At 42.9% G+C, this 20,888-nt stretch carries 17 protein-coding genes; 15 read left to right on the plus strand and 2 right to left on the minus strand.

Annotated elements, in window-relative coordinates; translation table 11 throughout:
- The first annotated feature begins 6 nt into the window (after positions 1-6).
- Both gltB and ACHZES_RS25125 read left to right on the plus strand, forming a co-directional pair.
- Positions 7-4,566, plus strand: a complete 4,560-nt coding sequence (gene gltB / locus ACHZES_RS25120) for a glutamate synthase large subunit (RefSeq protein WP_395547410.1) — start codon at positions 7-9, stop codon at positions 4,564-4,566.
- Between the two features lie 13 nt (positions 4,567-4,579).
- The gene (locus ACHZES_RS25125; protein ID WP_395547409.1) at positions 4,580-6,067 is read left to right on the plus strand and encodes a glutamate synthase subunit beta; all 1,488 of its coding nucleotides are present in this window, start codon (positions 4,580-4,582) and stop codon (positions 6,065-6,067) included.
- Positions 6,068-6,426: 359 nt separating this feature from the next.
- Here the strand turns inward: ACHZES_RS25125 and ACHZES_RS25130 are convergent, their stop codons facing one another.
- A complete protein-coding gene (locus ACHZES_RS25130) occupies positions 6,427-7,053 on the minus strand; it encodes a formate/nitrite transporter family protein (RefSeq protein ID WP_038280550.1) in 627 nt (208 codons plus the stop codon).
- Between the two features lie 227 nt (positions 7,054-7,280).
- On the opposite strand from ACHZES_RS25130, the gene ACHZES_RS25135 reads away from it, so the two are divergent.
- The 5 genes from ACHZES_RS25135 (at position 7,281) to ACHZES_RS25155 (ending at position 10,491) form a co-directional block, all read left to right on the plus strand.
- Complete coding sequence (locus ACHZES_RS25135; protein ID WP_038280552.1) at positions 7,281-8,009, plus strand: LytTR family DNA-binding domain-containing protein; 729 nt, start codon at positions 7,281-7,283, stop codon at positions 8,007-8,009.
- The gene (locus ACHZES_RS25140) at positions 8,000-9,286 is read left to right on the plus strand and encodes a sensor histidine kinase (protein WP_395547408.1); all 1,287 of its coding nucleotides are present in this window, start codon (positions 8,000-8,002) and stop codon (positions 9,284-9,286) included. The genes ACHZES_RS25135 and ACHZES_RS25140 overlap by 10 nt, the downstream gene beginning before the upstream one ends.
- Before the next feature lie 143 nt (positions 9,287-9,429).
- Positions 9,430-9,573, plus strand: coding sequence for a cyclic lactone autoinducer peptide (locus tag ACHZES_RS25145; RefSeq protein WP_084719613.1), 144 nt, complete (start codon positions 9,430-9,432; stop codon positions 9,571-9,573).
- A gap of 2 nt (positions 9,574-9,575) precedes the next feature.
- Positions 9,576-10,166 (plus strand): accessory gene regulator B family protein, encoded by a 591-nt coding sequence (locus tag ACHZES_RS25150; protein ID WP_395547407.1) that lies wholly within the window; start codon positions 9,576-9,578, stop codon positions 10,164-10,166.
- Between the two features lie 28 nt (positions 10,167-10,194).
- Entirely contained in the window at positions 10,195-10,491 is a 297-nt protein-coding gene (locus ACHZES_RS25155; protein ID WP_051835143.1) for a DUF2087 domain-containing protein, read from the plus strand.
- 143 nt (positions 10,492-10,634) lie between these two features.
- On the opposite strand, the gene ychF is transcribed toward ACHZES_RS25155, so the two are convergent.
- On the minus strand, positions 10,635-11,732 hold the full coding sequence (ychF, locus tag ACHZES_RS25160) for a redox-regulated ATPase YchF (RefSeq protein ID WP_038280556.1): 1,098 nt from the start codon (positions 11,730-11,732) through the stop codon (positions 10,635-10,637).
- Between the two features lie 205 nt (positions 11,733-11,937).
- Between ychF and lgt the strand changes: the two genes are divergently transcribed.
- The 8 genes from lgt (at position 11,938) to ACHZES_RS25200 (ending at position 20,689) form a co-directional block, all read left to right on the plus strand.
- Entirely contained in the window at positions 11,938-12,822 is an 885-nt protein-coding gene (gene lgt / locus ACHZES_RS25165) for a prolipoprotein diacylglyceryl transferase (RefSeq protein ID WP_038280558.1), read from the plus strand.
- The gene (locus tag ACHZES_RS25170) at positions 12,819-12,971 is read left to right on the plus strand and encodes an aspartyl-phosphate phosphatase Spo0E family protein (RefSeq protein WP_195841069.1); all 153 of its coding nucleotides are present in this window, start codon (positions 12,819-12,821) and stop codon (positions 12,969-12,971) included. The genes lgt and ACHZES_RS25170 overlap by 4 nt, the downstream gene beginning before the upstream one ends.
- 194 nt (positions 12,972-13,165) lie before the next feature.
- Positions 13,166-14,983 carry a sensor histidine kinase gene (locus tag ACHZES_RS25175; RefSeq protein ID WP_395547405.1) on the plus strand — a complete coding sequence of 606 codons (1,818 nt, stop codon included), beginning with the start codon at positions 13,166-13,168 and terminating at the stop codon, positions 14,981-14,983.
- Positions 14,961-15,719 carry a response regulator gene (locus ACHZES_RS25180; RefSeq protein ID WP_395547404.1) on the plus strand — a complete coding sequence of 253 codons (759 nt, stop codon included), beginning with the start codon at positions 14,961-14,963 and terminating at the stop codon, positions 15,717-15,719. Before ACHZES_RS25175 ends, ACHZES_RS25180 begins: the two co-directional genes overlap by 23 nt.
- 234 nt (positions 15,720-15,953) lie before the next feature.
- Positions 15,954-16,997 carry a BMP family protein gene (locus tag ACHZES_RS25185; protein WP_038280562.1) on the plus strand — a complete coding sequence of 348 codons (1,044 nt, stop codon included), beginning with the start codon at positions 15,954-15,956 and terminating at the stop codon, positions 16,995-16,997.
- Positions 16,998-17,174: 177 nt separating this feature from the next.
- Complete coding sequence (locus ACHZES_RS25190) at positions 17,175-18,695, plus strand: ABC transporter ATP-binding protein (protein ID WP_395547403.1); 1,521 nt, start codon at positions 17,175-17,177, stop codon at positions 18,693-18,695.
- Between the two features lie 3 nt (positions 18,696-18,698).
- Positions 18,699-19,763 carry an ABC transporter permease gene (locus ACHZES_RS25195; RefSeq protein WP_154520934.1) on the plus strand — a complete coding sequence of 355 codons (1,065 nt, stop codon included), beginning with the start codon at positions 18,699-18,701 and terminating at the stop codon, positions 19,761-19,763.
- Between the two features lie 8 nt (positions 19,764-19,771).
- A complete protein-coding gene (locus ACHZES_RS25200) occupies positions 19,772-20,689 on the plus strand; it encodes an ABC transporter permease (protein WP_038280850.1) in 918 nt (305 codons plus the stop codon).
- Positions 20,690-20,888 lie beyond the last annotated feature (199 nt).

A 20,888-nucleotide genomic window follows, 5' to 3' on the forward strand; every position in this document is an offset into this window, starting at 1 on the left:
GAGGTTATGGATAAAGGTTTACAATCCCCTAATAAAAAGGAGTTGCCGGGCCTATATGATCCCCGCTTTGAGCATGATAACTGCGGCATTGGAGCGGTTGCCAACATAAAGGGCGTGAAGACTCACAAAACGGTGGAGCAGGCTCTCCATATCGTAGAGAATCTGGAGCACCGTGCAGGTAAGGATGCGGAAGGAAAGACAGGAGACGGAGTTGGAATCATGCTTCAGATCTCCCATAAATTTTTCAAAAAGGTAACAAAGCCTCTGGGCATAGAGATTGGAGAGGAGAGGGAATACGGCGTAGGCATGTTTTTCTTTCCTCAGGACGAGCTTGCCAGAAACCAAGCCAAAAAGATGTTTGAGATCATCGTAAAGAAAGAAGGGCTTGAATTTTCAGGCTGGAGAGATGTGCCGATTCATCCGGAACTGATCGGTGCCAAGGCAGTGGACTGTATGCCCTGCATTGCCCAGGGGTTTGTAAAAAAACCGGCTGATACGGCTAGAGGATTGGAGTTTGACCGGAAGCTTTATGTATCAAGGCGGATTTTCGAACAGAGCAACGACAATACTTATGTGGTTTCCTTAAGCAGCAGGACCATTGTTTATAAGGGAATGTTTCTGGTGAAAGAACTGAGGAAGTTTTTTCCGGACCTCCAGGATAAGGATTATGAATCTGCCATTGCAGTGGTACATTCCCGCTTCAGTACCAACACGAACCCCAGCTGGATGAGGGCTCATCCCAACCGCCTTATCGTTCACAACGGTGAGATCAATACCATTCGCGGAAATGTGGATAAGATGATGGCCCGGGAAGAAAATATGGAGTCCGAGTATTTCCGGTATGACATGCATAAGGTCCTTCCTATCATTAACCAGGAAGGTTCCGACTCTGCCATGCTTGACAATGCGCTGGAATTTATGATGATGAGCGGAATGGATCTTCCCCTTTCTGTTATGGTGACCATTCCTGCACCATGGGAACACGACAAATCCATGCCTCAGGAAATTAAGGACTTTTACCGTTATTATGCAACCATGATGGAACCCTGGGATGGACCGGCATCCATCGTGTTCAGCGACGGGGACTTGGTTGGGGCCGTTTTAGACCGCAATGGCCTTCGCCCCTCCAGATACTACATTACTGATGAGGATCAGATGATCCTGGCTTCTGAGGTCGGTGCCATTGACATTGAGCAGAGCCATGTGGTGAGAAAAGAACGCCTTCGTCCAGGCAAGATGCTTCTCATTGACACAGTGAAAGGCTGCCTGATCAGCGATGAGGAACTGAAGGAATATTATGCAGCCCGTGAACCTTATGGCGAATGGCTGGACTCCAATTTAATTGAACTGAAAAAGCTCCCCATTCCCAATAAAGGGGTTCCTGCCATGAACAAGGAGGAAAGGGCAAAGCTGCAGAAGACTTATGGTTATACTTATGAGGAATACAAAACCATGATCCTTCCTATGGCCTTAAACGGTGCGGAAGCAGTTTCTGCCATGGGAGCGGACAGTCCTCTGGCAGTATTAAGCAAAAAGCACCAGCCTCTGTTCAATTATTTCAAACAGCTCTTTGCCCAGGTCACCAATCCGCCCATTGACTCCATTCGTGAAGAAATCGTAACTTCCACAACGGTTTATGTGGGAGAGGAAGGGAATATCCTGGAGGAGACGGCGGAAAACTGCAAGATACTAAAGGTCAATAATCCCATTCTTACCTGTACGGACTTACTGAAGATTCAAAATATGAAGAAGCCTGGCTTTAAGGTGGAAGTGATTCCCATCACCTACTATAAAAACACTTCCCTGGAAAAAGCCATTGACAGGCTGTTTCTGGAAGTTGACCGGGCACACCGGGATGGAGCCAATATCATCATCTTATCAGACCGGGATATAGATGAAAACCATTTGCCCATTCCTTCCCTGCTTGCAGTTTCTGCGTTGCAGCAGCATCTGGTCAAAACAAAGAAGAGAACCTCCGTGGCACTTATACTGGAAAGCGGAGAGCCAAGAGAAGTACATCACTTTGCCACCTTGCTGGGATATGGAGCCTGCGCCATTAATCCATACCTTGCCCAGGAATCCATTCGTTCCCTTATTGAGATGGGCATGCTGGATAAGGATTATTATGCGGCTGTGGAAGATTATAACTCGGCAGTACTTCACGGCATCGTAAAAATTGCTTCCAAGATGGGGATTTCCACCATACAATCCTACCAGGGAGCCCAGATTTTTGAGGCAATCGGTATTTCAAAGAAAGTAATTGATAAATATTTCACAGATACGGTGAGCAGAGTGGGAGGAATTACCTTAGATGATATCGCCAATGATGTGGATGTCCTTCACTCAGCAGCCTTTGATCCCCTTGGCCTTGACGTTGACTTAACCCTGGACAGCGTGGGAAGCCATAAGGAGAGGGCAGGGCAAGAGGAACATTTATACAATCCTCTTACCATTCATCTCTTGCAGGAAGCGGCAAGAACCGGCAGCTACGAGACTTTCAAAGAGTATACCCGCGCCTTGACGCAAGAGGGGCAGACGATTAATTTAAGAAGCCTTTTGGACTTTGATTATACTAAGACAAAGGAAATTCCTTTGGAAGAGGTAGAAAGCGTAGAATCCATTGTGAAACGGTTTAAAACAGGTGCCATGTCCTACGGATCCATTTCCCAGGAAGCCCACGAAACCCTGGCGATCGCCATGAACCGGATTCATGGAAAATCCAACAGCGGCGAGGGCGGCGAAAGCCTTGATCGTCTGACGGTAGGTGCAGACGGCGTAAACCGGTGTTCTGCCATCAAGCAGGTTGCTTCCGGGCGGTTTGGAGTAACCTCAAGGTATCTGGTCAGCGCAAAGGAAATCCAGATTAAAATGGCTCAGGGCGCAAAGCCGGGGGAAGGGGGACAGCTTCCGGGAGGAAAAGTATATCCGTGGGTTGCCAAAACCAGACACTCCACGACCGGAGTAGGCCTTATTTCCCCACCGCCTCACCATGACATTTATTCCATTGAGGATTTAGCTCAGCTGATTTATGACCTAAAAAATGCCAATGCCAATGCCAGGATTTCTGTCAAACTGGTTTCTGAGGCAGGCGTGGGCACAGTGGCCGCAGGTGTTGCAAAGGCAGGTGCACAGGTAATCCTCATTTCCGCCTTTGACGGCGGAACCGGAGCGGCTCCAAGAAATTCCATTTATAATGCGGGACTGCCTTGGGAGCTTGGCGTAGCGGAGGCCCATCAGACTCTGATTATGAATGGGCTGAGGGATAAGGTGATCTTAGAGACTGACGGAAAGCTGATGACAGGGCGGGACGTTGCCATTGCCTGTGCCCTGGGAGCGGAGGAGTTCGGTTTTGCTACGGCCCCCCTTGTGACCATGGGATGTGTCATGATGAGAGTCTGTAATCTGGATACTTGTCCGGTGGGCATTGCTACCCAGAATCCTGAGCTTAGGAAGCGCTTTAAAGGGAAACCGGAACATGTGATCAACTTCATGCATTTTATTGCCAAAGAGCTTCGGGAATATATGGCAAAGCTTGGTATCCGTACCGTCGATGAACTTGTGGGAAGGACGGATCTGTTAAAGAAGAAAGCCGGTATGCCGTCTGAACGGGCAGGTAAAGTGGATTTTACCGCCATTTTAGGAAGTTCATATGCAGGAGAGAAGCTTTTAGGCTACGACAAAAAGCAGGTGTATGATTTTGAACTGGAGAAAACCACAGATGAAAAGGTCATCCTTAAGAAATTAAGAGAAGCCTTACGTGCCGGCCAGAAAAAGAGCCTTCATATTGATGTTTCCAATACAGATCGGGCCTTGGGTACCATATTTGGCTCGGAAATCACCAGCCTTTATCCGGAGGGGCTTTTGGAGGATACCTTTACCATCAACTGTTCGGGCAGCGGCGGTCAGAGCTTTGGAGCCTTTATTCCAAAGGGCCTTACTCTGGAGCTGGTGGGCGACAGCAATGATTATTTTGGAAAAGGGCTTTCCGGCGGCAAGCTGGTGGTTTATCCGCCTCAGGGTGTCAAATTTAAGGCCGAGGATAACATTATCATCGGAAATGTGGCCTTATACGGCGCTACCAGCGGAAAGGCATTTATCTGCGGAATCGCAGGCGAACGTTTCTGTGTCCGGAACTCTGGTGCCACCGCTGTTGTGGAAGGCGTGGGAGACCATGGCTGTGAATACATGACAGGCGGGCGTGTGGTGGTGCTTGGTTCCACCGGCAAGAATTTTGCTGCAGGAATGAGCGGCGGCATTGCCTATGTACTGGATGAAAAGAGAGATTTATATAAGAGGCTTAATAAGGAAATGGTCTCCTTTGAAGAGGTTACCAATAAATACGATGTTCTTGAATTAAAAGACATGATCAAAGAACATGTGGCTTATACCAATTCCGCAAAAGGAAAAGAGATCCTTGATAACTTTGGAGAATATCTTCCAAAGTTTAAGAAAGTCATGCCTCATGATTACAGACGCATGCTTAATACCATCGTCCAGATGGAGGAAAAAGGGTTAAGCAGCGAACAGGCACAGATTGAAGCATTTTACGCCAATACAAAGAAGTGAGGAGGAGCAGATCATGGGAAAGCCAACAGGATTTTTAGAATATAGCAGAAAAACAGGAAAAGCGGTAGAACCCAAGACTCGTATTAAGAATTATAACGAGTTTCACCTGCCTCTTTCTGAGAAAGAACAAAAATGCCAGGGTGCACGCTGCATGGACTGCGGCGTCCCCTTCTGCCAGTCCGGTGTGATCTTAAAGGGCATGGTTTCCGGCTGCCCACTTAATAACTTGATCCCGGAATGGAATGAGCTTGTATACACAGGGACTTGGCAGCAGGCTTATAACAGGCTGAAAAAAACCAACAGCTTTCCGGAATTTACCGCCAGGGTGTGCCCGGCTCCTTGTGAAGCCGCATGTACCTGCGGCTTAAATGGATATCCGGTAAGCATCAAGGAAAATGAGTATGCCATCATTGAACGTGCTTATGAAAGCGGCATAGCAGGCCCTGTTCCGCCAAAGATCCGCACCGGGAAAAAAGTAGCCGTCATCGGTTCCGGTCCGGCAGGTCTTGCAGCAGCAGACCAGCTGAACAAACGAGGGCACAGCGTTACCGTATTGGAAAGAGAGGACCGTATAGGTGGTCTTCTCATGTATGGGATCCCCAACATGAAAATGGAAAAGCAAGTCATAGACCGGAAAGTGGAGATTATGAAGCAGGAAGGTGTGACGTTCTTTACAGGCTCTGATATCGGAAAAACCCAGAAGGCGAAAGAACTGTTAAAGGAGTATGACCGTATCATCCTGGCCTGCGGGGCTTCCAACCCAAGGGATTTAAATGTCCCGGGAAGAGATGCTGAGGGGATTTATTTTGCAGTGGATTTCTTAAAGTCCACCACAAAAAGTCTGTTGAATTCCAACTTGCAGGATAATAGCTATATATCAGCAAAAGGAAAGCACGTCATTGTCATCGGCGGCGGCGACACTGGAAATGACTGTGTGGGAACGGTTATCCGCCATGGCTGTGCTTCCGTTACCCAGCTTGAGATGCTGCCAAAGCTCCCTGATAAAAGAACCCCTGATAATAACTGGCCCGAATGGCCGAAAGTATTGAAAACTGATTACGGCCAGGAAGAATCCATTGCCGTATTCGGAAAGGATCCCAGGGCATATCAGACCACGGTAAAGGAGTTTATCAAGGATAAGTCCGGCAAAGTAGTGAAAGCTGTGCTGGTGGGATTAGAACCAAAGACAGACGAAAAAACCGGCCGCACGAACATGGTACCCGTAGCCGGCAGTGAAAAAGAAGTTCCGGCGGATATTGTTTTGATTGCGGCAGGATTTCTGGGCGCACAGACTTATGTTGCTGATGCTTTTGGCGTGAAGTTAAACGGCAGAAGTAATGTGGAGACGGAAGACGGGAAATATAAAACGAACGTGGATAAGGTGTTTGCGGCCGGAGATATGCGCCGTGGACAATCGCTGGTCGTTTGGGCGATCAGAGAGGGCCGGGAAGTGGCTAAGGAAGTAGATATTAGTTTAATGGGGTACTCCAACCTGGCATAGTTAGGAAGGAATAAACCAGGAAAGAAAAAGGCTTTTGTAATATAGCTGAGCGATCAGCTATAGAACAAGAGCCTTTTTTTCTTAATCAACGATCAATTCCAGTAAAACGAAAATATGATGCATCACTAGCGATTATTACAACCTGTGAAAAAACCACATTCCTTATTATAGTATTAGTGGAAGGTAACAATTGTTTTCTACAGAAGAGACGGAGGGAATGGGGAAATTGAGAAAAAAACTTTTTAAAGGGTGTTTCAGAAATTGCTTTATCGGCTACGGAATCAAAGCAACTCTTTTCATATCGGTTCTTGCCGTATATGTCATAGCCAGATGGCTTTGAATTAAATGGAAAAAGCATCCTAATGGAGGAGGGAAGCCTCTTCACTAAGATATTTTTTTGCTAAAGGAATGAGGCTTCCCCCTACCAAATTTCCTGCAGAAATAACCATTATATAAAGGAATGCTTTTGCACCCCAGGCATTTCCCATAGTAAAATAAAACATATCTGCTATGCTATGCTCATATCCGGAAAGGATGAATACCATAACCGGTAAGACCAAAGATAAATATCTTCCAATACCGTCTTTTATGGTTTGATATCCTACCACTGCGATGCACATCATAATACCGCACATGACTGCCATGATAAACGTGCTGAACAGGGTGTCCGACAGTTTCATATTCACAAGTTCTCTTGTATGATCAATGAGTTTGGCCAGTTTGGTATGTCTGAATACAATCCCGGCTCCAACCGTTCCCACAAAATTCCCTATGTATACAATAAGTATTGTTGATAAATAGGAAGGCTTTTCATTAACAATATAACATACCTTTCCAGTGTACAGATTAAAACCAAAGGAATATATGGTAAATAATCCGATTGAAAATAAAAAAGAACCAGCGATGTGGTTTTCGAGAGTTAAATAAATGACTCCGCCCATACTGATGGCAATCCCGGCTATAATCGCGTTAATAAATGTTTTCATTGGTGAATACTCCCTTTTCTTTTTTAGAACGTTTGCCTTGACTGCAAAAAAGGTCTTTGCATGGCCACGTCATATTATAGCATAAGAAAAGAGGTTTACAAGAAGAATCTTCTTATTGAGATATTTTCCTGGTTCAGAGATAAAATACAAAAATGTTCACACTCGCACAATGACTAAAATTGTGGGAATCTAACAAAGGGTGAATTGGATGAAAAAAAGGTGGGCATATGCTGAAAATAGCGATTTGTGATGATGAACAAATAGTTTGTGCTGATATAGAAAAAATTATATTGGATTTTAAAAAAGAATCCGGTCTGGATTTGGAGGTCGAGGTATTTAATTCAGGGACTGATTTATTTAAATTTATAGAAAATGAAAATACATTTGATTTAATATTTTTAGATATTGAAATGCAGGATTTAAATGGTATTCAAATTGGGATCAAACTTCGAAACGAACTGGAAGATTATGTTACAAAGATCGTGTACATATCTTCAAAAGATAACTATGACCGTCAACTGTTCGAAGTGCAGCCCATGCACTTTTTATCCAAACCGATAGATAAAGAGAAAATTATTGCTGATATTAAATTAGCATTAAAAATTCTGGGGAAGAGCGGTGGTGTATTTTCGTACAAAATAGGGCATAGCGTTCACAAGATTCCTATAAAAGATATCTTATATTTTGAAAGTATGGACAGGGAAATAAAATTAGTTTCAATAAAAGGTACAGTTTATTTTTATGATACGATAGAAGCGGTTTTATCGCAGGTTTCCAGCTTTCAATTTATTCAAATTCATAGATCCTTCATCATAAACTATGCTTATGTATCTAAATTTAGATATGAGGAAGTTATAATGCAGAATGGTGAGTGCCTGCTTATAAGCCAGCGTAGAAGGAAAGATGTCAGAGATCTGCTTATATCATATGAGAAGGAGGAAACTCAGTGCAACTAAGCATGTATGATTTAATTTATCTTATCTCTAATCTCTTTAGAACATACGTTATTTATAAGTTTATGATGGTGTTATTTGACCGCAACCAGTTACAGGTAGAGGGAAAATGGGAGTTTGCATCTTATGCATCCTGTTATGCATTTATTTCAATCATTTACTTATTGACAAAGATTTCAATGGTAATGCTGGTTTCCAATATCTGCTTTCTTTTTCTGCTGACATTTAATTATAAAGGATCACTAAAAAAACGGGTGTTTTCGGCCATGGCAATTTATCTGACCCTTATGTGCATAGAGGTATTGCTAGTTCTGTTCATAGGATATTTTAAACTTCCTCTTCTAAAACAAAACAATTTTGACTCTATCTTCGGTATTGTTGTAATGCAGATTATCTCTTACGCAGTGGTTTTAATTTTATCTAAGTATAAACATATTAAAAAAGGGATAAGTATCCCCTCAACTTATTGGATGTGCATTTCGTTTATTCCTTTCGCATCAATATATTTAATGCTGTTGCTGCTTTCAACCGGCAATTTGAAGGTTTCATATGTTGTAGTCGGGATAATATTGATTTTGGTGACAAACTTTTCAGTGTTTTATCTTTATGATAAGTTATCTGAAATGTTTTTAGAACAAAGCCAGAAACTTTTATTTGCGGAGCAAAATAAATATTATGAAAAGCAGCTGGATATTATGAAATCTTCTTTGGAAGCAACCCAATCCATCAGGCATGATATGAAGAACCATTTGTTAACATTACAGTCTCTCGCACAAAACCATTGTTATAATGAGCTGATGCAATGTTTAAATGACATTATCAGTGCCTGTGAAGATCAAACAGTATTTTCACATTCAGGTAATGTCGTTGTCGATAGCATATTAAATTTTAAATTACAAGTTGCTACCAAACTTGATGCGGAAGTTTTTCTGGATATCAATTTGCCAAAGGATTTACAAATACCTGCTTTTGATATGGCAACTATCTTAGGAAATTTACTTGATAACGCTATTGATGCACTTGAGGCAATCGAAGATAAGCGCATGGTTTCAGTAAAAATCAAACTTAGCAGAGGACAATTTATAATTAAAGTTTCAAACACTTTTAATGGAATTGTCATAGAACGAGCCAATAATTTGATTACCAAAAAGAAGGATGACAGCAGTCATGGTTTGGGCATCAAAAACATTAAAAAGGTTTTAGAAAAATATAACGGTTCTATGGATATAGAGTATAATGCAACGACTTTTACTTCTATTTTACTGATGTATGTTGATTAAGAGCAGGGGATTTTTACCCCTGCTCCTTCTCTTTCTTAATTCTTCTATCGTTCACTACAAAAACATATATCGTTCACATCAAAAACTCGCACAATAAAATATTTATGTTATAATCAAATAAAATACAAAGGAGGTAACGATTTATGAGGAATTGGATTATTAAATTTGGTGGGGTAATTTCTGCGCTGGCTCTTATGATAACAACCTTAAATGTTAATGCAGCTTGTACCTTTTACGCACACCAGCCCAAACTCCCGGATGGTGCTGAGAAACTTCGTAAGTTTTAACAATGACTGTTTTAGCAGAACGAGTGGCTGCTATATTGCAAGAAAACGGATTCATTAGAGAAGAAGACAAAGAACTGTATATTTATGGGTTGCAGCAGGGGAAGAGCATGATATTGAATATATTGACCACCATAGCTATTGGCATTATCTTTGGTCAGGTTTGGGCATGCATATTATTTATGTGTGCCTACTTTCCACTTAGATCCTGTGCCGGAGGATATCATGCGAGAACCCCTTTGAGATGTTATCTGTTTTCGATTATGATGGTAATAGCAGCACTTTCATTCATGAGATTACCTGTATGGAACAATGTCATTAGTTTTATTTTGGTGATAGTATCCAGCATGGTGATTATGTTTTTGGCACCGGTGGAAGATAGTAACAAACCATTGGATGAAAAGGAAACTATTGTTTTTAAAAAGCGGTCCAGAGTTATATTGTGCGTTTTGGTTGGTATGATATTGATATTTCGAGTTATGGGGCTGCTTGAAATTTCAATCTGTATCATGATAGCATTAATTATGCTGTCTATTATGCTAGTATTAGGTAAACTTAAAAATTTGAGTAATAAAATATGGAAGACTACGAACTAACGAGCCAATAGAAAAGGTAAAGGTTCAAATGAAAAAGAATGACCGATACGATGATATTACAATTGAAGAACAGAAAAAAACAATTGCAAAATATTTTGATCAATTCGGGAATTTAAAGCAATTTCCGGCAAAAGAAAAAGAGAAAATTATAATTTTGGGAGAAATTGCAAAAAATTTTCCAAGCGGAGTACATTATAATGAAACCGAAATAAATTGTATTTTGAAAATAATTTATTATGATTATTCATATATCCGGCGCTTATTAATCGATTATGGTTTTTTAGAACGTTCGGATTCTGGTTCTGAATATTGGATTAAGGAGTAACCAGCCTGTTGATTCTGTAAGTAATTCTTTACTCTGGCGTTGTTTCGACAGGTAGGGGCAGATGTTACTTATATAAATAAAAACAGGAACTTAACTGATGTGTCAGGTTCCTGTCTTTATTCTATATGCGTTCATAATACGTTTTATACATTAAAGCGGAATAGGACAACATCGCCATCCTTAACCACATATTCCTTGCCTTCCAGACGAACCAAGCCTTTTTCTTTTGCCGCGTTGTAGGTTTTGCAATCCAGAAGATCCTGGTAATTCACAACCTCTGCGCGGATAAAGCCCCGCTCAAAATCAGAGTGGATCTTACCGGCAGCCTGGGGCGCTTTGGTTCCTTCTTTGATGGTCCATGCTCTTGTTTCAGTAGGACCGGCAGTTAAGTAGCTGATAAGCCCCAATAAATGATAACTGGCAGCGATCAGTTTTTCCAGACCGGATTCTGTAAGACCCAGATCTTCTAAGAACATCTTTTTCTCGTCTTCTTCTAATTCTGCGATTTCCTGTTCAATTTGTGCGCAGATAACAAAAACTTCACTGTTGTTTTCTTCTGCAAATTTGCGGACCTTTCCCACGTAATCATTAGAAGCACCATCATCAGCTAAGTCATCCTCACAGACATTGGCAGCGAAAATTACAGGTTTAAAGGTGAGAAGATTAAGAGTGGAAATAAATTCTCTTTCATCCTCATCCTCAATTTCCAAGCTTCTTGCCAGATTCCCATCCTCTAAGTGAGCTTTGATCTTCTTTAAAATCCCCAGTTCCTTTGCAAGAGACTTATCATTCATAGCGCCCTTGGCGGACTTGGAGATGCGGCGGTCTAAGATTTCTAAATCGGAAAAGATCAGTTCCAAATCTATGGTTTCAATATCACGCAGAGGATCCACACTTCCATCCACATGGATTACATTGGTATCCTCAAAGCAGCGTACCACGTGGACGATGGCATCCACTTCGCGGATATTGGAAAGAAACTGATTGCCCAGACCCTCTCCTTTGGAAGCTCCTTTTACAAGTCCTGCAATATCGACAAATTCGATTACGGCAGGGGTAATTTTTGCGGAATCATAAAGGGCGGCCAGCTGACCTAAGCGCACATCCGGAACAGGAACTACTCCTACATTGGGATCAATGGTACAAAATGGATAGTTCGCAGATTCCGCACCGGCTTTTGTAAGAGAATTGAACAAGGTGCTTTTACCTACGTTTGGCAATCCGACAATACCTAATTTCATAGCAATTACCTTCCTAATATTGTTTATATTCATAGTTGATTTTTATCTGCAACTAATATAGAATAGCATATTATCCGCAAAAATAAAAGAGAAAAACACAAGAATCAACGCTTTGTCGAATTATAGTTGAATATGTCGGGCGAATCTGTTTGATTTTTGTGTTTTCCCGGGGTAAAATAAAGAAAACATCGAAAGGAGAAGACGAATGGCAAATACGGCAGATATTAGTTTTGTTCATTTGGGAATTACGATAGACCATTTGCAAAACAGTATCTCAATATTTGGATTCCGCATTGCATTTTACGGGATTATCATTGGGTTTGGAATATTAGCAGGTCTCTGGGTTGCGACAAGGGATGCAAAACGCAGGGGGCAGGACCCGGATATTTATCTGGATTTTGTTCTGTATGCAATCATAATTTCTATCATGGGAGCCCGAATCTATTATGTTTTGTTTGATTGGGACAATTATAAAGATGATCTGCTTCAAATTTTAAATCTCAGGGCGGGAGGACTGGCCATTTATGGAGGTGTCATAGGGGCCGTCATAACTCTAACTGTTTATGCCAGGGTGAAGAAATTATCCTTCTTTTCCTTGGCTGACACCGGATGCCTTGGATTGATAACCGGGCAGATTATAGGAAGATGGGGAAACTTCTTTAATTGCGAGGCGTTTGGCGGATATACCGACAGCCTGTTTGCTATGAGAATCAGAAGAGCGCTGGTTAATGAGAATATGATATCGAGAGAGCTTTTGAACCATTTAATTGTAAAGGACGGAGTAGAATTTATACAGGTGCATCCTACCTTCCTTTATGAATCAGTCTGGAACCTCTGCGTACTGGCATTCATGCTTTGGTACAGGAAACGTAAGAGATTTGATGGGGAGATGCTTTTTATATACCTGCTTGGCTATGGTTTGGGACGAGTGTGGATAGAAGGACTCCGCACGGACCAGCTAATATTCTTTAGTACTGGCATTCCGGTGTCTCAGGCACTGTCATTAATTCTGGTAGTGATATCTACTCTTGTGCTCTTCTGCAAACACAGACAGATACGAAAAAAGAGCAAAGGAGAAGTAATGATATGATGATGTCAAAAGAAGAGTTAATACACGATATTGAAGAAGCTAGAGAAAGATTGAATAAAAGCATTGAGCATGACGATGAAGATGTTATTTATCACAGGAGTGTGGAGCTGGATAAATTGATTGAACAATATATTGCTGCAGGCTACTGACACCGTAGGCCTGTTATGTGTTATACGCAAATTTAAGTAAAACGCGGAAAGAGAAGGAGCTCTTTCTGCGTTTTTTTAATGGATCAACAATTATCGCAAAAGTAATTTGACACAATTCACAGTGGGAGGTAATATTTATCTATGATTTGTAGAAAACTGTTACAAAGACGGTAACTTTGTCCGGAGGTGGGGAAATGAAGCATTTGTCGTTTCGAATGAAATTGACTCTGGTGTTTATTATAACAGCCATGATCGAAGGGGCTATTATAGGGAGTCTCTCTTTTTCCCATAGCAAGGCGATTGTTGTAAAGAATAAAAAACAGGAAATGTCGGATACCATTAACCGCATTGATATCAATATCAATGTTAAGGTCCGCTATATCATGGAAATTCTTGACAATGCGGTGACCAGCCAGCTTGTACGTGATGCATGTACCCCCGGCTGGGACAATGGGGATAAGGGAGTCAGCCGTACTTATCTAGATGATTACTGCAGAAGTCTCATCAAATCAGTAGGGGAACAGATGGATATTTCCATCATCAACGCCTCCCGTGTAATGTATACAACGATCAATTCCAATGGACTCGATACTGGAACTATTTCGGGAGAAACATTTAAAAGTTATGAAGATGCCATAGGCGGCAGAACCAATAAGACTGTCTGGCTGGGTATTATGCCAAAGCTTTTTTCTCCCGGAGAAGAGCATCAGGCGGTTACCGTGGTCAGGGCCATTAAGGACAGGGATGAAGAGAAGAGTCTGGGAATTATGGTGATTGAGCTGGATCCGGACATGTTCAGCAATCTGCTTTTAGGAAATCAGGGGCTGTTTCAGTATCAGTACTTGTTTATCTTAGACCAGAAGGGACAGATAATCTGCAGCAATCCCAAAATAAACAATGGATGGCAGGAAGAAATTAATGACCGGTTCGAGCGGGGGATCCGTCGCTTTGAGTTGGTATGGAACGATAAGAGGTATTATGTCTGTGGACAATATAACGGCATCACCGGCTGGAGATCTTATTCGGCCATACCATTTGAAGGGCTGTTTCCCCAGGCGGGAGATTTGTATAAAGCCATTTGGCTGGTAGGAGTGGTGAGTACCCTTGGCATTGCAGGGGTCATCGTTCTTTTGGTTTATACCATGGCGAGGCCGATCAAGCGTCTTTCAAAGGCAATGGGACAGGTACAGAAAGGGGATTTTACTGTCCGGGTTCCCAATAAAAGAAAAGATGAAATTGGCGAGCTGACAGAATCCTTTAATTACATGCTGGAAGAGATTAATACCCTGATCAAGCAGGTTTATCAGGAAAAGATCGCCCAGAAGAATGCGGAGGTCCAGGCGCTCCAGGCACAGATTAATCCTCATTTTCTCTACAACACCCTGGATTCTGTCAACTGGATGCTGATTGACCGGGAAGAATATGATATCAGTGACATCATCCTTTCGCTGGCAGGCCTGATGCGCTACAGCATCGAAGATGAGAATGCCTTTGTGCCCCTTGAAAAGGAAGTTGGATATGTGCTGTGCTATCTAAAAATTCAAAAGAACCGTCTGGAAGAGCGGTTGGAATATTCTGTGGAGACAGAGGAATCTCTGGAGGCTGAACGGGTTCCAAAGCTTATCCTGCAGCCCATTGTGGAAAATGCAATCACTCATGGAATCGAGCCGAGAAACCGAAAGGGAAGGATCCGAATCATTTTAAAAGATCTTGGAGATGAAATGCTTATATCGGTTGAAGACAATGGAATCGGCATGACTCAGAAACAGCTTAATCATCTAAGGGAAGAAGTGCCTGATATAGAGAAGGAAGGTCATACCGGAATCGGAGTCAGGAACGTGGACCGGCGGATCCGGCTCCATTACGGAGAAGCCTATGGAATCTTTATAGAAAGCACATACGGAGAAGGAACGATTGTAAGCCTGCGCATACCCAAAGACCATGAAGCTGTTACGGAGGGCGAAGGAAAGAAAGGAGAAAGCGTAAGGAATGAAGCTGATCATCGTGGATGACGAACCGAAAATCAGAAAAGGACTTTTTAAGCTGTTGGAAGCCCAGGAAGGCTTTCAAGTTACCGGTGTATTTGAAGACGTCCGTACGGCTCTTAAAGCCTTATATGAATTGGAAGCCGACGTGATCATTACAGATATAAAAATGCCGGAAGTATCAGGTCTTGAGCTGATCCGCCAGATCAGGGAGAGGAACTTAAATATCCGCATCATTATTTTAAGTGGGTACAGTAACTTTTCCTATGCCCAGAAAGCCATTGAACTGGGAGTAACCAGATATTTATTAAAGCCCACGGACCCGAGGGAACTTTTATCTGTATTAAGAGAATTGGAACAAGAGCTTTTTCCGGAATCTTATGAAAAAGAAGAAATGCAGGCCCACTCTGCGGAAGGGGAAAATGAGGTTGGAAATTTATTGGTTTTAAAAGCAATTCAGTATATTGCAGTTCACTATGGAGGCAGGATTACGTTAAAGGATATGGCAGAGGAGCTTCATCTGTCCCCCAATTATCTTTGTGAGCTTTTTAAGCGTCATACAGGAAAAAATCTTATGGAATACGTCACCGAATACCGGATGCAAAAGGCGAAGTCATATTTAAACCATGTGGAATATAAAGTGGCAGATGTAGCGGAAATGGTAGGTTATAAAGAGGCGAAATATTTCAGCAGCGCATTTAAAAAAGAATATGGGATCACGCCCCTGGAGTATAGGAACAGGCGGCAGAGCCATCTGATATAATTCAAAAAAGACGGGAAAATGACTAAAAAGTTTCTCCTGTCTTTCTTTTATTTGGTCATAATAACAAAAAACATAATATTTTGGTGTAAATAGTAATCTGATAGAATTGCGAGGATTGTCGAGAAATGATAATCTATTATCACAAACAACTTACAAACGTCTGTGAATCGAGATGTATGCTCGGAAACTGTCAGATATTATCGCGATTGGACGAAAAAAAAGGAGGAACTTGGTATGAAGAAAAGATTTGGTGCATTACTCATGGCAGCAGTAACGGCAGCAGCACTCGTACTTAGTGGCTGCAGTACTGGTGGAAAAACAGAGGGTGCAGCTGAAACAAAGGCTCAGGCAGGAGGGAAAAGCGCGGCGGATTATAAAATTGTCCTTATCCTTCCAGGGCCGATCAATGACCAGAGCTGGAACGCCACAAACTATGCAGGTCTTACCGCTTGTAACGAAAAGCTGGGTACCAAAATGGAATATGTGGAAAACGTGCAGGCATCTGACTATGAGTCAACCTTCCGTGAATATGCGGAACGAGGCTATGACCTCATTATGGCAGCTGGTTCCCAGTTCGATGAAGCGGTAGCAGCAGTAGCCCCCAATTATAAGGACACTACTTTTTGTGCGGTAAATGGCTCCAAATGTGACGGAGTCAATGTGGCTCCCATTTTCCCAAAAGAATATGAAGCCAGTTATATTGCTTCCATTCTTGCAGGAAATGTGACAAAGAACGGAAACTTTGCAACCATCGGAGGTTTCCCCAATGAGCCGATGGAACATTTAATGGATGTATATGAAAAGAATTCTGTTAAGATCGCAGAAAGCCGGGGCATTACCGGTGCAAAGGCGACCAGAGCATATGCCAACAGCTGGAATGACGTAGCCCTTGGCAAACAGATGGCAGAGCAGATGATCGATAACGGAGCAGATACCATGTTTGTATACGCCAATGAAGTAGGTCTTGGAAGCATTGAAGCAGCTAAGGCAAAAGGCGCTAAATTTATCGGCTTTTCCAGTGACCAGACAACCATCGATCCAAATACCGTTGTAGCTTCTGTAAATTTTGATTTCAAGAATTTCTATATCTGGGCTCTGGGCCTTTATATGGACGGCAAACTTTCCGGAAATATGGTTCATGAAGCTGGTATTAATGAAGATATCTTTGTACCGGTATATACCGATAATATTTCCCAGGAAGTAAAGGATGCAGTAGACCAGGGAATCAAGGATTTTAAGGACGGCAAGGTAGATTTACAGGCGATGTTTGAGAAGTAAGATATAACCGGAGGGCTGACGCAGGAGAAAAACAGGATTGTTTGAACTGTGTAGCCCTCATCGTATGCGCGAGCAATGAGCTGGACGAATATGCTTGCATATTCATTCGACGAATGCCGCGACAACTAAGAAAAACCTGCAAAGCGTGTTTTTCTTAGTATGAAGAGGAGGAGCTTCGTGAATACACCATTTTTTGAATTAAAGAATGTATCAAAATATTTTGCCAGGGTCGTGGCAAACAAGGACATTTCTTTTTCTGTAAATAGGGGAGAGGTGCTGGCACTATTGGGAGAAAACGGGGCAGGAAAAAGCACGGTTATGAAAATCCTCTATGGCCTTTATAAGGCGGATGAGGGGCAGATCCTGATGGATGGAAAAGAACAGAAGATCACATCCCCAAAAGATGCCATGGCTTTGGGAATTTCCATGATTCAGCAGCACTTTTCTCTGGTGTCCGCCCATACGGTTACGGAAAATATTATTTTAGGCAATGTAAACGGCGTGATTGATTACGAGAAATGCAAAAAGGAAGTAGAAGAGCTTTCTTCCCAGTACGGGTTTCAAATTCCTGTGGATGCAAAAGTGGAGGAGCTTGCGGTTGGAGTGCAGCAGAAGGTGGAAATCCTTAAGGCCCTTTATTTAAAGACAAGCCTGTTAATTATGGATGAGCCTACGGCAGTGCTGACGCCCCAGGAAGCGGAAACGCTGATGGAATTTGTTAAAGAGTATACCTCCAGAGGAAATTCAGTCATTTTCATTACCCATAAGATGAAGGAAGTCATGGAGGTGGCGGACCGGATCATCGTTATGCGAAACGGAAGGCTTACGGGTGACCTTTCTGCAAAGGAAACAAATGAGGTGGAGCTGACAAGGCTCATGATGGGGAAAGAAATGGTGCCCCCAAAGCGGGAGCAGGCAGAAGAACAAAAAGAAAAAAAGGTATGTCTGGAGCTGTCTTCTGTTACGGTACAGCGCAAAGGAGAACCACCACTTTTAAGTGATTTGTCATTTCAGATCATGGAGGGTGAAGTCTTCGGAGTAGCAGGCGTGAGCGGAAACGGGCAGGAGGAATTATGCGAGGTGGTTTGCGGTGCCCTTCCTGTGACTTCGGGAAAAGTGCTTTTAAATGGCACGGATATTACCTCCACATCCATCAGGGAACGAATTGATCAGGGAATCGGATACGTTCCGGTAGACCGATACCGGGATGCCATGGTAGGAGAGATGACCCTGGCTGAAAATATGATGCTAAAAACAAGCTTTGATAAGAAGTGGATCTCACATAGCTTTTTAAATAAGAAGAAACTTCAAAATGATACACAAAAAGCCATTGATGAATTTGATATCAAGGCGCCGGGACCAGATGCCCAGATCAAGGGATTATCAGGAGGCAACCAGCAGAAAGTGATTCTTGCCAGAGAAGTGGGAAACGCAGGGAAGGTATTGATCATGGACCAGCCTACCAGGGGACTGGATCTGGGAGCTATCAATAACATTCATAACAACATCCTGGCAGAGCGGAAGAATGGAAAGGGGATTCTTCTGGTATCCACCGAATTGTCGGAAATTTTCCAGTTATGTGACAGGATTGCCGTTATCTACAAGGGATCTTTTATGGGAATCTACGACCATGACCAACTTAACACAGAACGGATCGGTCTATTAATGGCCGGCTACAAAGAGGAGAAGGAGGCGTAAAGCATGAATACAAAAGTCAGGGACTTAATTGTGACAAATGCTGCTGCCATCATTGCCGGCTTGCTCTTAAGCGGCCTCATGCTTTTGCTGCTTCATATCAACCCGGTCGAAGTATTTGTATATTCCATCAATACCATGTTTTCGGATAAATATACCATGGGGGAAGTATTTTTAAAGGCGACACCCCTTATATTTACAGCGCTGGCCTTCGCGTTTACGTTTAAGGCAAATCTGTTTAATATCGGCGCACAAGGACAGTTTTATATGGGTTCCATTGCTGCCATTGCCTTATCTTTGCAGCTTGACGGAAAGGTTCCCACAGCGGTACTTTTAATTCTTGTGTGCCTGACTGCGGCACTGGCAGGCGGGCTTATGGGTGCTTTGATCGGATTTTTAAAGGCACGCTTTAAAGCCAATGAATTCCTTGTCAGCATGATGTCCACTTACGTTGCTTTGGCTGTCATGAATTATCTGCTGCGCACATTTTTAAAAGAGTCCAAAGGAGAGTATCCCCAGACCGATGCCATATCAAGGTCAGCATGGCTTCCTGTTATCGTAAAGGGGACCAGGCTGCATATCGGATTTGTGCTGGCGGTTCTGGCGGCCGTGGGCATCTGGGTTCTGCTTTATAAAACGCCTCTGGGATACCGGATCCGGGCAGTGGGAAGCAATGCTTCTGCATCCAGGATGTCAGGAATTGATTCCAATAAGATCTTTGTGGCTGCATTTTTTATCAGCGGCGCCCTGGCGGGAGCAGCAGGATTTACGGAAGTAAACGGTGTTCAGCATATGCTGATCCAGGACTTTAACAGCGGAGTGGGCTCCGCAGGCCTGGGAATTGCAATTCTTGCCAATGCCAATCCCATCGGAATCATATTCGCCTCGCTTCTGTTCGGCGCTTTAAATGTTATGGGAAATTTAATGGGACGCATGCCGGGAGTCAATGTTCCCGCAAGCATTGTTGATCTGATGCAGGGGTTTGTTATGCTGTTCGTTATCATATCCTATTTCTTCCGGCATTATCTGGAAAACAGGAGAGAGAAGCGCAGACTGCAGAAAGGAGCGTGAAACAGGTTATGATCATAAGCTTATTAAAACGTGCACTGATGATGAGTACGCCCTTGCTGTTTGGCTCCATTGCAGAAGTCATAGCAGAGCGTTCGGGTATGATGGTTACCGCAATCGAAGGGATCTTCCTTATGGGAGCCTGGGGCGGATTCGTAGGAACCTATTTGACCGGCAGTGCATTCATTGGAATTCTTGCCGCCATTCTTTCCGGGCTTGTTGCGGCAGCCGTGTATGGAGTGGTATGTATTTATTTAAAACAGCACCAGGTAGTCACAGGTACGGCCATTAATGTACTGGCAGCCGGAATCTGCACTTACCTTCAACGGGTATTGTTCGGAGTTCCCACCGCACCCCTTAAAATCAGTCCTCTGCCTGAGATCGCGATTCCCGTTCTCAGTAAGATTCCAGTTATGGGTCCGGTATTTTTCCAGCAGAATATATTGACCTATGTAGTTTATTTACTCATTCCTGCATCCTATTTTCTCTTATTTAAGACATCCTTTGGACTTACCATTCGTTCCACAGGGGAAAACCCGGAGGCAGTGGATGTGGCCGGTATCAATGTTAATGCAGTCCGGTTCTTTACGGTTCTTTTAGCCGGAGTGATGGGTGGCATTGCAGGCGCATTTTATTCCGTAGGATATTTGGGAATGTTCACCACAAATATCATTGGCGGACGTGGCTGGATCGCATTTGCCATCTGCTTTTTGGGCAACTGGAATCCAAAAGGAGCTGTTTTGGGAACCGTGGTATTCGGACTTACGGAGGCCATTGCGATTTATATGCAGTCGGTGGGAGGAGGAAGCTACTTCCCCAATGAATTATTCATTGCCCTGCCTTATCTGCTGACTATTATATTGACCGTATCCAGAAGAAACTTCAATGTACCCGCTAAGCTGGGTGTCGCATACAGCAAAGAAAATTAAGAATGAAAAAACAGGCATTCCAGGTCAGTGTGTTCCAATTCACTGCCCAATGGAATGCCTTTTTTCCATTATATGGAAATCCTGTCAGGACAACTGTTCCCAGTTACATGAAAGCAAAATGAAAATGAAAATTCATTGAAATTGTTCTTGCTATTTCACGGTAAATGTACTAGAATTAAACCATAAGTGGTGGAAAGTG

The organism is Lacrimispora sanguinis (assembly GCF_044987295.1).
GTDB lineage: Bacteria > Bacillota > Clostridia > Lachnospirales > Lachnospiraceae > Lacrimispora > Lacrimispora celerecrescens_B.

Bases quoted from the DNA above. Each gene is read 5' to 3' on its own strand.
- gltB (WP_395547410.1), top strand. From the start codon at position 7: ATGGATAAAGGTTTACAATCCCCTAATAAAAAGGAGTTGCCGGGCCTA.
- ACHZES_RS25125 (WP_395547409.1), top strand. From the start codon at position 4,580: ATGGGAAAGCCAACAGGATTTTTAGAATATAGCAGAAAAACAGGAAAA.
- ACHZES_RS25130 (WP_038280550.1), bottom strand. From the start codon at position 7,053: ATGAAAACATTTATTAACGCGATTATAGCCGGGATTGCCATCAGTATG.
- ACHZES_RS25135 (WP_038280552.1), top strand. From the start codon at position 7,281: ATGCTGAAAATAGCGATTTGTGATGATGAACAAATAGTTTGTGCTGAT.
- ACHZES_RS25145 (WP_084719613.1), top strand. From the start codon at position 9,430: ATGAGGAATTGGATTATTAAATTTGGTGGGGTAATTTCTGCGCTGGCT.
- ACHZES_RS25150 (WP_395547407.1), top strand. From the start codon at position 9,576: ATGACTGTTTTAGCAGAACGAGTGGCTGCTATATTGCAAGAAAACGGA.
- ACHZES_RS25155 (WP_051835143.1), top strand. From the start codon at position 10,195: ATGAAAAAGAATGACCGATACGATGATATTACAATTGAAGAACAGAAA.
- ychF (WP_038280556.1), bottom strand. From the start codon at position 11,732: ATGAAATTAGGTATTGTCGGATTGCCAAACGTAGGTAAAAGCACCTTG.
- lgt (WP_038280558.1), top strand. From the start codon at position 11,938: ATGGCAAATACGGCAGATATTAGTTTTGTTCATTTGGGAATTACGATA.
- ACHZES_RS25170 (WP_195841069.1), top strand. From the start codon at position 12,819: ATGATGATGTCAAAAGAAGAGTTAATACACGATATTGAAGAAGCTAGA.
- ACHZES_RS25175 (WP_395547405.1), top strand. From the start codon at position 13,166: ATGAAGCATTTGTCGTTTCGAATGAAATTGACTCTGGTGTTTATTATA.
- ACHZES_RS25180 (WP_395547404.1), top strand. From the start codon at position 14,961: ATGAAGCTGATCATCGTGGATGACGAACCGAAAATCAGAAAAGGACTT.
- ACHZES_RS25185 (WP_038280562.1), top strand. From the start codon at position 15,954: ATGAAGAAAAGATTTGGTGCATTACTCATGGCAGCAGTAACGGCAGCA.
- ACHZES_RS25195 (WP_154520934.1), top strand. From the start codon at position 18,699: ATGAATACAAAAGTCAGGGACTTAATTGTGACAAATGCTGCTGCCATC.
- ACHZES_RS25200 (WP_038280850.1), top strand. From the start codon at position 19,772: ATGATCATAAGCTTATTAAAACGTGCACTGATGATGAGTACGCCCTTG.